The following is an 11,899-nucleotide window of genomic DNA, read 5'->3' on the forward strand; positions in this document are numbered from 1 at the left end:
AGCGGGTCAGGCGACCTCGAGGCCGGTGACGACGGTTTCGCCGTCGCTGGTCTCGAACGTGGCCTGGGTGAGGACGCTGCCCTCTTCGACCTCGTCGAAGTCGCAGCCGACGGCGGTGTCGTCGCCGAGATCCACCTCGGAGCTGTCGTCGGTCGAGGTGTCGGCCGTCGGGTCGTCGCCGGAGTCGTCGTCGCTCCAGTCGGACTCGCTGGAGTCGACGGTGCCGTCGTCGAGCGAGGAGTCGTCGGCGGTGACGCCGCAACTGTCGTCAATCGTCGCGGTGATCGCCGGGCCCTTGAACTGCTTGATCGTGATCGTGTCGCCGTCGAAGGCGGTGACGACGCCGGCGTGCTCGGAGCCGTCCTTGATGCCGTCGCCGTCGGTATCCGCGTCGAGCGGGTCGTTGGCGGACTCGACCTCGTCGCCGTCCTTGAGGCCGTCCTTGTCGGTGTCGGCCTTGCGCGGGTCGGTGCCGAGCTTGAACTCGGCGAAGTTCTTGACGCCGTCCTTGTCGGCGTCCTTCGAGCGCCAGGCGCCCTTCAGGTCATGCTGCTTCGCCCAGGCGGCGGCCTTGGGCTTCTTGGCGGAGGCGGCAGCCGCGGGGACCAGAGCCACCAGCGCGGCGAGGGCGATGGCGCTGATCGTTCGGACGAGGGTTCGCATGCCCCGGTGATCGGCCGAAGCGCGCCGGGGTTGCAATCCGGCGGCGTGAGGATCGACGGATGGTCAATTGTCGCCGCCGTGGCCCCCGTGGCCTGAGCCGCCGGAGGAGCCCGAACCCGACGAGCCGGAGCCGCCCGAGCTCCCGGAGGGGCCGGGGCCGCCGGAGGACCCGGAGGTCGTCGGGGCGGGTGTGGGGGTCGCGGTGGGGGTGGGGCCCGGGCCGGGACCGGAGGACAGCGACCCCGGGCCGGATTCGGACGAGTCGCTCGAACCGGAGCCCGACGATCCGGAGGAGCCCGACGAGCCGGAGCCCGACGAGCCGGAGCCGGATGAGCCCGAGCCGGACGAGTCGTCGGAGCCCGAGCCGGACGATCCCGAGCCCGAGTGGTCATCGCTGCCCGAGCCGGACGATCCGGAGCCCGAGTGATCGTCGGAGCCCGAGCCGGAATGGTCGTCGGCGCTCGCGGTCGGCGCCGGCGTGGCGGTCGCACGCGCGGTCGGCGTGGCCGTCGCGCGCGGCCGGGTCGCCGCCGTGCCCGGCGTCTTGGCCTCTGCGCGCGGGCGCCGGCGCGGGGTCGTCCGTTTCCCGCTGCGCGCGCTCTCGTGGTGGGCGGTCGCGGTCGGCGTGGCGGTCGACGTCGCGACCGGGAGGATGTGCGTGCCGCCGGGATCCTGCGGGGCGGCGACGGGCGCCGAGACCGGCGCCGCGCGGTGCGTGTTGGGCTCGGCGCCGGACGTGACGATCGACGGGCCCGCGACCGCCGCGGTGCTCGTCGCCAGGACGGCGACCACACCCGCCTTGACGGCGGACGCACCCGCTCCGGTGCCGGCGATCAGTTCGGCGAGCCGCTCGGCGGTCGGCGGCCCCGCTCCGCCGCCGCCCGCAGCGGCCGCCAGCTGGGCCAGCGGAAGCGGGACGACCGCGGTCGCCGCGGCCCGCAGCGTCATCCGCGCACGATGCACGAGCTGGCGCACCGCGCCCTCGGTCACGCCCAGCTCGCGCGCGACCTCCTCCTGCGAGCGACCCTCGATCGCGATCCGCAGGAGCGCCTCGCGCTGGCGGTCGGGCAGGGCGGCGAGGCCCGTGAGCGTCTGGCGCACCACCGCGCGGCGCTCCATCTCCTCCTGCGGGGCGTCCGTGCCGGTCAGCGAGTCCTCGAGCTCGGCGTAGTCGTACCCGGAGACGCGCAGCTGATTGAGCGCGGTGTTGTGGACGATCCGGTAGAGCCACGCGCGCAGGTCGCGCACGTCGTCGCCGCGCTGCAGCGCGCTCCAGGCCGCGATGTACGCCTGCTGCAGCGCATCCTCGGCCCGCGCCTCGGGCAGATAGCGCCGTGCGGCGCGCAGGAGCGGCCCGCGGTAGCGCTCGACGATCGCCTCGAACGCCCGCTCGCTCCCCCCACGGGCGAGCGACACCAGCCGCTCGTCGGACTGGGTGCGCAGCAGTACGGACGAAGGCGAAGGTATCGGCATGCCCCTGCGACACGCGAGTGTCGCCTGGCGTTACGCACGGAAGTTGCAGGTGGTTCGGGCTGGAGTCTTGGTTCGGACGGCGGTTCATGCAAAGTCCCTGCTGCTACGGTGAATCGCTGTTCCTGGCCCGATGGTCAGCGCGTCTTCGCGCTCGGGCCCGCCACCGAAAGGACACGTTTTCGATGCCCCGCCATTGGCGGCGGCTCGTCCCGTTGACCGCGCTGATCGCGTGCGCGTTGCCGCGCGCCGGGGCGAGCGCCGCGCCACTACCAGTGCCCGAGTTGCCGGTCGTGCCCGTCGAGAGAGAAGTCGACCGCGCGGCGCAGGCGGCGACCGCCCGCGCACTCGCCATGCGCTCCCAAGCGCGGGCGGCGCAAGCGCAGGAGGAAGGCGACGTCGTCAGGGTCGCTGAAGCGCAGATCGGCGACGGCTACGCCTGGGGCGGGAGCGGCCCGGACGCGTTCGACTGCTCGGGGCTGACCGCGTACGCCTACGCGCGCGCCGCCGGCGTCAAGCTCCCGCACACCTCGCAGGGCCAGGCCGCGCTGGGACACCCCGTCGAGCGCGACGACATCCGCCGCGGCGACCTCGTCTTCTTCAGCACCGCCGGCGCCGGCGCTTCGCACGTCGGCATCGCGACCGGGAAGCGCACCGTGGTGTCAGCGACGAACGCGGGAGTGATCGAGCACGCGACGGACGACGCCTACTGGGGCGCGCACTACGTCGGCGCGCGCAGGCTGCGCTAAGCGTGCTCGGGGAGGAGCTCTAGGCCCCACTCCGCCGCGTCGCGCACGGCGGGGAGGTTCTCGCGGCGACGTTCGAACTCCGCCGCGGTGTAGGCGTGCATGTCGGCGGGAGCGCCCATCTCGTAGGCGTCCCACAGCGTGCCGGTGACGTAGACGCGCTCGAGCCAGGGCACGCCGTCGAAGTGCTCGGAGACGAGCACGACCACGTACTCCGGGCCGCGTTCGCGCTGGGCGCCGGCCCCGCGCAGGTCAGCGACGCGCGCCCCGCCCAGCAGGGCGCGGTCGAGTGGCCACCGGTCCGAGACGCGGCGGACGTACCGCTCGAGCTCGCGGTGGTTGAGCTCCTCGAAGTTCACCCGACAACCATTGTGGCCCACGAAGGGCCAACCAGCAAGCGTTCGTTATGAGAACTCGTCTTGTGTATGGGGTCCGACGCAGGCGATCGAGCGCTCTTCGGAGATCCCGCGGGCGACCTCGACCACCTGGTCGTAGGTGACCGCGTCCAGGGCGGCGATCGCCTTGTCGGGATCGATGTTCTGGCTGAAGACGACGGTCTGGGACGCGGCGTGGCGGGCGACGGCGTTGGTGTTCTCGAACGCGAGCACCCGGCGGCCGGCGGCGTACGCGCGGGCGCGCTCGACCTCTTCCTCGCTCGGCCCGTCGCTGCGCAGCTCGTCGACGATCTCGCCCATGCGCTTGAACGCCTCGATGCACTTCGTCGAGTCCAGGCCGGCGGAGAGCTGCAGGATCGGCACGTCGGCGAAGGAGTGATCGAGCGCGTAGACCGAATACGCGAGGCCGCGCTGCTCGCGGATCTCGTCGAAGAGCCGCGAGCCCATCGACCCGCCCAGCAGCGTCGAGTAGACGCTCAGCGCGGCGCGGTCGGCGGGCGCGCGCGGATCGATCTGCGGGCGGTAGGACATCCGCAGGTGCGACTGGGCGGACTCGCGCGACTCCACCAGCGTGGTCGGCGCGAAGGCCGGCGCCGGCTCGGACCCGCCGTTGGAGGAGATCGACGGGAAGCGGCCGAAGAGCTCGGCCATCTCGGAGTTCTCCGGCAGGTGATCGAGGTTGCCCACCAGGAACGCGCCCCCGCGCGACCCCACCCACTGGCGGCGGCGGAAGCTGAGGATCGCATCGCGCGAGAACGTGCGCAGGTGCTCCTCGGGACCCAGGACGGGGCGCCCGAGCGGGTGATCGCCGAATGCGGCGCGGTCGATCAGGTGCTCGGCGAGCACCGACGGCTGGTCCTGCGCGCGCGCGATCTCCTGGATCACGACGCCGCGCTCGCGGTCGAGCTCCTCGGCGTCGATCTTCGGGCGGCCGACGAAGTCGGTCAGCAGGTCGATCGCCTCGGTCGCCACCTCGGCGCGGCAGGTGATGTGGAACGCGACGAGATCGTGCGACGTGTACGCGTTCAGGACCGCGCCCATCGTCTCCGCGGTCTGGTTGACCTTGCGGTAGTCGTCGTACTTCTGGCCGCCCTTGAACACCAGATGCTCAAGAAAATGGGCCATCCCGTTCTCTTCGGAGCGCTCCGTGCGCGCGCCCGCGTCGAACGCCACGAGCACCGTCGTAGAGCGCGTGGGCAGCTCAACGCTGTGCAGCGGAAGCCCGTTCGGCAGGGAGGAGGACTCGATGCGCGCCATAGAAGATGAGCCTACTCGACACCGATTGCAGGGAACCTTGCGTGTCCAGCGAACCCTGCCTCGTACCCTCGACCGAGACGCATGGCAGCCACTGAACGACATCTGCGTCGTCGCCGGCACCGCGACGACCCGCATCGCCCGACCTCCGCGAATCACCCGCCCGCCACCGGCGCGGTGGTGTCCTTCAGCGGGGTGGAGATGCGCTACAGCGCGACCGACGTCGCGCTCGACCGCGTGTCCTTCGACATCTTCCCGGGCGAGTTCGTCTTCATCGTGGGCCACTCCGGCTCCGGCAAGTCGACCGCGATGAAGCTCCTGATCAAGGAGCTCGATCCGACCGAGGGCGAGATCCGCGTCGCCGGCCGCGACCTGCAGAAGATCCCGCGCCAGCGCGTGCCGTACTACCGGCGCAACCTCGGCGTGATCTTCCAGGACTACAAGCTGCTCCCGAACCGCACCGTCTACGAGAACGTCGCGTATGCGCTGCAGGTCACGGGCGGTGGCCGGCGCGAGATCCGCGACAAGGTGCCCGACATCCTGCGCCTGACGGGTCTGAGCACCAAGCTGCACAACTATCCCGACCAGCTCTCCGGCGGCGAGCAGCAGCGCGTGGCGATCGCGCGCGCGTTTGTGAACCACCCGCCGCTGCTGATCGCGGACGAGCCGACCGGCAACCTCGATCCCGAGACGTCGATCGGGATCATGCAGCTGCTCTACCGGATCAACCAGACCGGCACCTCGGTCCTGGTCGCCACCCACGACGTGGCGATGGTCGACAAGATGCGCCGGCGCGTGATCGAGCTCGCCGACGGCAAGATCGTCCGTGACGAGCAGGCCGGTGCGTACGCGGCGCGCGAGAACACGCGCGAGTTCGCGATCCGCATGCGGGGCGCACTCGGATGAGGCCGATCTTCTTCCTGCGCGAGGCGCTGCGGGCGCTCAAGCGCAACGCGATCCCGAGCTTCGCCGCGATGGCCACGGTGCTCGTCACCGTGCTCGTGCTCGGCGTCTTCCTCCCGGTCGTGCAGGCGACCACCGGCGCGGCCAACGAGGTCCGCGGCAAGGTGATCGCCGACGTCTACCTCAAGGATGGCGTCAAGCAGACGGACATCGATCGCGTCGGCCGGCTGCTGCGGGGCGACACGATGATCAAGGACGTCGTGTTCATCTCCAAGGCGCAGGCGTTGCGGACCGAGAAGAAGCGCAACCCGAAGGCCTACGAGCTGCTCGGCTCCAACCCGCTGCCCGACAGCTACCGGATCACCCCGGTCAAGCCGGACGACATCGGCAAGATCAAGGACGCGCTCGCGCCGCAGGCCCCGGGCGGCGGGACGACGGTCGTCGACCCGGCGATCGACGAGGTCAAGAACCGCGAGGAGGACACCAACAAGATCCTCTCGGTGACCCGCGTGGTGAAGCTCACGATGGCGCTCCTGCTCGGCCTGCTCGGCATCGCCTCGGTGCTGCTGATCGCCAACACGATCCGCCTCTCGCTCTACGCCCGCCGCCGCGAGGTCGAGGTGATGAAGCTGGTCGGCGCGACCGACTGGTTCATCCGCTGGCCGTTCGTGCTCGAAGGGGTGATCGTCGGCGCGGCCGGCGGCCTGCTCGCGGTGCTGCTGCTCGTGGTCGCCAAGATCGCGATCGTCGACCCGCTGGCGAAGGACTTCGCGTTGATCGCGACGCCGAACACGATCGACTTCCGGCTCCTGATCGGCCTGCTCCTGGCTTCCGGGATCGCCGTCTCCGCGCTGGGCTCCGGCCTCAGCCTGCGGAAGTTCCTCCGCGTCTAGCAACGAGGACGGCAACGTCGTCGCGGCGCTCACCGGCGAGCGCCGCGGCCTGGTCCACGCGCGCGGCGACGCCCGCCGCGTCGTCGCCCGCCGCCTCGCGCAGCAGGGACTCCAGCCCGCCGAGGCCGTACGCGTCGCCGGTCGTGCGCGCCTCGGTCACGCCGTCGGTGAAGAGCACGAGGGACTCGTGCGGCGCGAGCTCGAAGTCGATGTCGAGCAGCTTCGGATCGTCCACCCAGCCGAGCACCGAGCCCGGCCGGCCGACGTGGTCGACCGCGCCTGAGCCGCGCATCACCATCGGCATCGGGTGCCCGGCGCAGCAGATCGTCGCCCGCGCCGAGCCGTTGAGCTCCAGGCGGCAGAACGCGACGGTGCAGTAGCGGCCGCCGTGCTCGGAGCGCTCGGAGAGCAATGTCCGGTTGACCACGTCGAGCACCTGGCTGGGACGGTCCTCGTAGCGCGCGGCGGTGCGGACCGTGTGGCGGACGAGCGACGTCAGCGCGGCCGCGCGGGCGCCCTTGCCGGTGACGTCGCCGATCACGAGATCCACGCCGCCGTCGAACGGCAGCACGTCGTAGAAGTCGCCGCCGATCAGGCTGCCGTCGCCGGCGGGGCGGAAGCGGGCGGCGAGCTCCACACCCACGAGGTCGGGCAGCCGCTGCGGCAGCAGCGCGGCCTGCAACGCCCGCGCCACGCCGCCCAGGTCCTCGTAGAGCCGCGCGTTGTCGAGCGCGAGCGCGGCGCGGCGGGCGAGGTCCTCGGCGAGCAGCAGGTCGTCCATGTCGTAGCGCCGCGCCGCATCGAGCGAGACGAACACGACGATGCCGATGATGTGCCCGCGGGCCTTCAGCGGCACGAGCATCGCGGCGCGGCCGAACGCGGCCTGCAGGTGCCCGGAATCCACGGCGGGACCGAACACGCCCGCTCCCGCCCCGGTCAGGATCTCGGCGCGGCCCGACTCGACCACGCGGGCGATCGGATCGTCCGGATCGACGGGGTAGCGCGCGGGAAGGTCGCGCACGATCCGCTCGACCACCGGGTCCGCGGCGGCCGCGGCGAGCCGGCGGACGTCGTTGAGGTGGATCTCGTCGACGATGCAGACGTCGCCCAGGAACGGGACCGAGAGGCGCGTCAGCGAGTCCAGGGTGGAGCGGAGATCGAGCGACGCGTCCAGCAGCGGGCTCGCCTCGGCGAGGAACGCGCTGCGGCGCTCCGCGGTCTGCGCGGCGACCCGTGCGGTCTGCTCGCGCACGAGGTGCCGGTGCTCCGCGCGGTACGCGCCGACGCCGAGCTGCACGCCGACGAAGTGCACGATCTCCCCGCAATCGAGGTCGCCCACGAGGATGACGATGGCCTGCGACGGGGCCAGCGCCCGGCACGCCGCGAGCGCGTCCTCGCCGCCGAGGCAGATCAGGTCGAACCCGTCGGCGGACGCGGGAGCGGCGTCGCGCAGCTCGATCTCGTAGCCGTGGCGCAGCAACTCGGCTTCGAGCGCGGCGCGACGCGTGGCGTCCGGCTCGGCGATCAACGCCCGCACCGCTACTCCTCCAGACGGAGCCGGTCGGCCACCTCGGCGAGCTCGAGGATGCGGCGGGGCTCGCCGTCGCCGGGGAGCACGATCAGCGCGCGGCCCTCTTCACGTGCCCGGACGTCGGCGTCGAGCACCAGCTGCAGGCCGGTGGAATCGAAGAACGTGACCTCGCGCAGATCGAGGATCAGCGAGTCCGGCTTGGCCGCCTCGGCGTGCCGGATCTCCTCCGCGACGCGCGGGCCGGTGGACAGGTCGAGCTCTCCGCGAACCACGATGCGGGCGGTGCCGGAGGCAAGTTGGCGCTCTAGTGCGAATGGAACCACGGCTGTACTCCGGGTACGGGGGGTACCCGCTCTGTGATCACGTGTTCTACTCGACTGCGCTTCCGAAGTCACCCAGTTCAGCGTCGCGAGCGCGCCTGCTTCTCGAGCGCGTCCGCGCGGACGTCGACCCCGGCGTGTTCGAGAACGCCCGCCTGTTGCTGTCCGAGCTGGTCGCCAACGCCGTCGAGCACGTGGAGGAGGCGGGAGACCTGGAGGTGCGCATCGCTCTGGGCGACGGTGTATTGCGTGTGGAGGTGCTCGACCCGGGCCCGGGGTTCGATCCCCCGCCGCGACCGCCGGATTCCGATCGCGGCTGGGGGTTGCGCTTCACGGACCGGCTCGCCTCGCGCTGGGCGGCCGACCGCGACGAGCGAGCGCGGGTGTGGTTCGAGCTGCCGCTTAGTTCGAGCTGACATTCGCGCGGTACCGTGAGGCGCCGCATATGCGCCGCCGCAGCATTCCAGGGATTGGGTTTCTCGCCGTCCTGATCCCCATCGCCCTCGTCCTGGGCATCTACCTCGGCGGGCACCCCAACACGTTGCCGTCGTTCGCGCGCAACGCGCTGGTCAGCGACAGCGACGGGCGCCTCTACGAGGAGGCGATCGACACGATCCAGGCGGACTACTACCGCAAGATCGATCGCAAGCAGCTCCTGAACACCTCGCTCACGGCCGCGGTCGAGTCGCTGCAGGACCAGTTCTCGCACTACTTCTCGCCCAAGGACTACGCGTCATTCCAACTTGACACCGAGGGCCAGTTCGAAGGCGTCGGCATGTCCGTGCAGGAGGTCAAGGAGGGCCTGCGGGTCGAGGAGGTCTACGACGACTCGCCGGCCAAGGAGAGCGGCCTGAAGGTCGGCAACGTGATCGTCTCGGTCAACGGCAAGTCGCTGGCGGGCAAGACGTCGGACCAGTCGACGGCGCTGATCAAGGGCCCGGCGGGCTCGTCGGTCACGATCACCCTGCAGGACGGGCGCAAGCTGACGATGAAGCGCGCCAAGGTCGACATCCCGATCGTGCAGAGCGAGCTGCAGCGCGCCGACGGCAAGGAGATCGCGTGGGTGCGGCTGGCCGGCTTCACGTCGGGCTCGGGCACGGACGTCAAGGACGCGGTCAACAAGCAGCTCAAGGCGGGGGCGAAGGGCGTCGTGCTCGACCTGCGCCACAACGGCGGCGGGCTCCTGAACGAGGCGGTGACGGTCGCGTCGGTCTTCCTGCCCGATGGGCGCGTCGTCTCGACCAAGGGCCGAGCGCGGCCCGAGCGGGTCTACAACGCCGAGGGCGGGGCGATCAAGTCGTCGATCCCGGTCGTGGTGCTCGTCGACGGGGCTTCGGCGTCGGCGTCGGAGATCGTCACCGGCGCCCTGCAGGACCGCAAGCGGGCGAAGGTCGTCGGGACGCGCACGTTCGGCAAGGGGGTCTTCCAGGAGATCGAGTCGCTGTCCAACGGCGGCGCGCTGGACATCACGGTGGGCGAGTACTTCACGCCGACCGGACGCAACCTCGGCGGCGGGGGCGTGCGCCGGGGCGCGGGCATCACGCCCGACATCCAGGCCACCGACAACCCCAAGACGCCGAAGGACGAGGCGCTGCAGACGGCGCTCAAGACGGTGGCCGACGAGTGAGGCAGAGCGCCTCGTTCGTCGGGGTGCTGGAGCGCAGCGGGCGGGTGACGCCGCTCTTCGAGCACGGCAACTGGGTCAATGCCGACAAGCCCAAGGGCGGTGTGCGGGTGGGCGACCTCGTCCAGGTCGTGCCCGGAAAAGGGGGACGCTGGCGGATCGAGCGGCGGATCGGCCGCCCCGACGTCGCCCGCGACGTGCTCGACGCGCTGCTCGTCCATCGCGGCCTGCGCCGGCGCTTCGATCCGCTCGTCGAGCGCGAGGCGCGCGTGATGGCGTCGGAGGCCGACAGCGAGGGCCGCACGGACTTCCGCGACCTCACGACGTTCACCATCGACCCGCCGACGGCGCGCGACTTCGACGACGCGATCTCCGCCGAGGAGCTGGAGGACGGCGCGGTGCGGGTGTGGGTGCACATCGCCGACGTCTCGGCGTTCGTGAAGCCCGGATCGGCGCTCGACCGCGAGGCGTTCCGGCGCGCGAACTCGGTCTACGTGCCGGGCCTGGTGGAGCCGATGCTGCCCGAGGCGCTGTCCAACCGCGCCTGCTCGCTGGTGCCGGGCGAGGACCGGCTGACCGTGACGGTCGAGCTGGAGTTCGTGGGCGCGAAGGTGCGGCGCACCGCGTTTCACCGCTCGGTCATCCGCTCCGACGAGCGCCTCGACTACCCGCGCGTGGACCGCATCCTCGCCGGTGAGGAACAGGCGCTTGACCCGTGGGCGAAGCCGCTCGCCGCCGCCCGCAAGGTCGCTGCCGCCTTGGCCGACGCGCGTGAGCAGCGGGGCGCGCTGGCGGTCGAGTCGAGCGAGCCCGAGTTCGGCTTCTCACGCGACGGGCACGTCGAGACCCTCCTGCCCTCCGAGCAGACCGAGTCGCACAAGCTGATCGAGTTCCTGATGATCGCGGCCAACGAGGCGGTCGCGGGCCTGCTGGAGGCGCGCAAGCTGCCCGCGCTGTTTCGCATCCACGAGCCGCCGGACCCGCCCCGCGTGCAGCGCCTGATCGAGCAGCTGGCGTCCCTGGACGTTCCCACGCCACCCACGCCGGAGCACCTCACCCCCGACCAGGCGGGAGAGCTGGTGAGCGAGGCCGCGCACTTGGTCGACGCCGAGGTGCGCCGCCGCGGGCACGGCCGCGCCGCGTTCACGTCGCTCGTCCTGCGGTCCTTGAAGCAGGCCCGCTACTCGCCGCGCAACCTCGGCCACTACGGCCTGCGTTCGGAGCGCTATTGCCACTTCACCTCGCCGATCCGCCGCTACCCCGACCTGATCGTGCACCGGGCGCTGCTGAACGCGATCGGCGCGGGCGAGGCCACCGTGCGCGCGTCCGACCTCGAAGCGGCGGGCGAGTGGTGCTCGGCGCGCGAGCGCGACGCGATGAGCATCGAGCGCACCGCCGACAACATCGCCCGCGCGTTCCTGCTCGAGCGCAAGCTCTTCGAGGAGCGCGCCTTCCACCAGGAGCTCGAGGGCGAGGTGATCGGCGTGATCAACGCGGGCGCGTTCGTCGCCTTCGACGGCTTCGAGGGCATGCTCGCCGTGCGCAACCTGCGCGGCGACTACTGGAACCTCAACGAGCTCGAGACCGCGCTGATCGCCGCGTCCTCCGGCAAGCGCCTGCGGCTCGGGGACCCCGTGCGCGTGCAGGTCGAAAAGGTCGACGCGATCCGCGGCCGCGTCGACCTCCTGCCCGTCGAGCTCTAACCGAGGCGGGAACGCAGGTCGGCGAGCACCGCGTCCCAGTCAGCATTGGGACCGTCCTCGGTCCAGAGGTCGGTGAGCTCCGAATGATCGGCGTCGGCGACGATCGCCACCGCGCGCACCGCGAGGTTCGCGTGCTCGCGCAGGCCGGCCAGCTCGTCGGCGAGCGTGGCGAGGCGCTCCTCCGGCTCGCTCGGCGGGCGGCCAAGCGCGTAGGCCACCAGCTCGGCGGCCACCAGTGCCTCGCAGCCGGCGCTGGCCGCGAGGTAGTCGTCCGTCCCTGCGGCGTCCGACAGTGCGAACGTCACCGTCTGGATCTGTGGCTGTTCCTCGAGCTCGCCGAGCCAATCGAGCGCCGCGTCGTTCTCCAGAACGCCTTCTCCCCATGCTCCCATGGCGC

Annotated in this window: 13 protein-coding genes; 6 read left to right on the plus strand and 7 right to left on the minus strand. The window is 71.6% G+C overall.

The annotated features are described in order from the left end of the window. Window positions 1-6: 6 nt before the first annotated feature. Both OM076_RS33125 and OM076_RS33130 read right to left on the minus strand, forming a co-directional pair. Window positions 7-663: a hypothetical protein gene (locus OM076_RS33125; RefSeq protein WP_270044437.1), complete on the minus strand. Its 657-nt coding sequence runs from the start codon at window positions 661-663 to the stop codon at window positions 7-9. 63 nt (window positions 664-726) lie between these two features. Continuing rightward, the gene (locus OM076_RS33130) at window positions 727-2,136 is read right to left on the minus strand and encodes an RNA polymerase sigma factor (RefSeq protein WP_270044438.1); all 1,410 of its coding nucleotides are present in this window, start codon (window positions 2,134-2,136) and stop codon (window positions 727-729) included. A 182-nt stretch (window positions 2,137-2,318) separates the two neighbouring features. On the opposite strand from OM076_RS33130, the gene OM076_RS33135 reads away from it, so the two are divergent. Next, window positions 2,319-2,882, plus strand: coding sequence for a C40 family peptidase (locus OM076_RS33135; protein WP_270044439.1), 564 nt, complete (start codon window positions 2,319-2,321; stop codon window positions 2,880-2,882). On the opposite strand, the gene OM076_RS33140 is transcribed toward OM076_RS33135, so the two are convergent. Continuing rightward, complete coding sequence (locus OM076_RS33140; protein WP_270044440.1) at window positions 2,879-3,238, minus strand: hypothetical protein; 360 nt, start codon at window positions 3,236-3,238, stop codon at window positions 2,879-2,881. The genes OM076_RS33135 and OM076_RS33140 overlap by 4 nt on opposite strands. Window positions 3,239-3,283: 45 nt before the next feature. After that, complete coding sequence (locus OM076_RS33145; protein WP_270044441.1) at window positions 3,284-4,531, minus strand: M16 family metallopeptidase; 1,248 nt, start codon at window positions 4,529-4,531, stop codon at window positions 3,284-3,286. Window positions 4,532-4,612: 81 nt separating this feature from the next. Between OM076_RS33145 and ftsE the strand changes: the two genes are divergently transcribed. Both ftsE and OM076_RS33155 read left to right on the plus strand, forming a co-directional pair. Beyond that, the gene (ftsE, locus tag OM076_RS33150; protein ID WP_270044442.1) at window positions 4,613-5,434 is read left to right on the plus strand and encodes a cell division ATP-binding protein FtsE; all 822 of its coding nucleotides are present in this window, start codon (window positions 4,613-4,615) and stop codon (window positions 5,432-5,434) included. Next, window positions 5,431-6,324: a cell division protein FtsX gene (locus tag OM076_RS33155; protein WP_270044443.1), complete on the plus strand. Its 894-nt coding sequence runs from the start codon at window positions 5,431-5,433 to the stop codon at window positions 6,322-6,324. The genes ftsE and OM076_RS33155 overlap by 4 nt, the downstream gene beginning before the upstream one ends. On the opposite strand, the gene OM076_RS33160 is transcribed toward OM076_RS33155, so the two are convergent. Together OM076_RS33160 and OM076_RS33165 are read right to left on the minus strand one after the other, a co-directional pair. Further along, window positions 6,296-7,861, minus strand: coding sequence for a GAF domain-containing SpoIIE family protein phosphatase (locus OM076_RS33160; protein ID WP_270044444.1), 1,566 nt, complete (start codon window positions 7,859-7,861; stop codon window positions 6,296-6,298). The two genes, OM076_RS33155 and OM076_RS33160, sit on opposite strands and share 29 nt — an antisense overlap. A gap of 2 nt (window positions 7,862-7,863) precedes the next feature. Next, window positions 7,864-8,250, minus strand: a complete 387-nt coding sequence (locus OM076_RS33165; RefSeq protein ID WP_505017725.1) for an STAS domain-containing protein — start codon at window positions 8,248-8,250, stop codon at window positions 7,864-7,866. Here OM076_RS33165 and OM076_RS33170 point away from each other — a divergent pair. From OM076_RS33170 to OM076_RS33180, 3 genes are read left to right on the plus strand one after another with little or no spacing between them, the layout of a single operon-like run. After that, window positions 8,220-8,591 carry an ATP-binding protein gene (locus OM076_RS33170; RefSeq protein WP_270044446.1) on the plus strand — a complete coding sequence of 124 codons (372 nt, stop codon included), beginning with the start codon at window positions 8,220-8,222 and terminating at the stop codon, window positions 8,589-8,591. The genes OM076_RS33165 and OM076_RS33170 overlap by 31 nt on opposite strands. Before the next feature lie 29 nt (window positions 8,592-8,620). Then, entirely contained in the window at window positions 8,621-9,802 is a 1,182-nt protein-coding gene (locus OM076_RS33175; protein WP_270044447.1) for a S41 family peptidase, read from the plus strand. Beyond that, the gene (locus OM076_RS33180) at window positions 9,799-11,502 is read left to right on the plus strand and encodes a ribonuclease R family protein (protein WP_270044448.1); all 1,704 of its coding nucleotides are present in this window, start codon (window positions 9,799-9,801) and stop codon (window positions 11,500-11,502) included. The genes OM076_RS33175 and OM076_RS33180 overlap by 4 nt, the downstream gene beginning before the upstream one ends. On the opposite strand, the gene OM076_RS33185 is transcribed toward OM076_RS33180, so the two are convergent. Next, complete coding sequence (locus tag OM076_RS33185; RefSeq protein WP_270044449.1) at window positions 11,499-11,894, minus strand: DUF4259 domain-containing protein; 396 nt, start codon at window positions 11,892-11,894, stop codon at window positions 11,499-11,501. The genes OM076_RS33180 and OM076_RS33185 overlap by 4 nt on opposite strands. Between the last annotated feature and the right edge of the window lie 5 nt (window positions 11,895-11,899).

The organism is Solirubrobacter ginsenosidimutans (assembly GCF_027587205.1).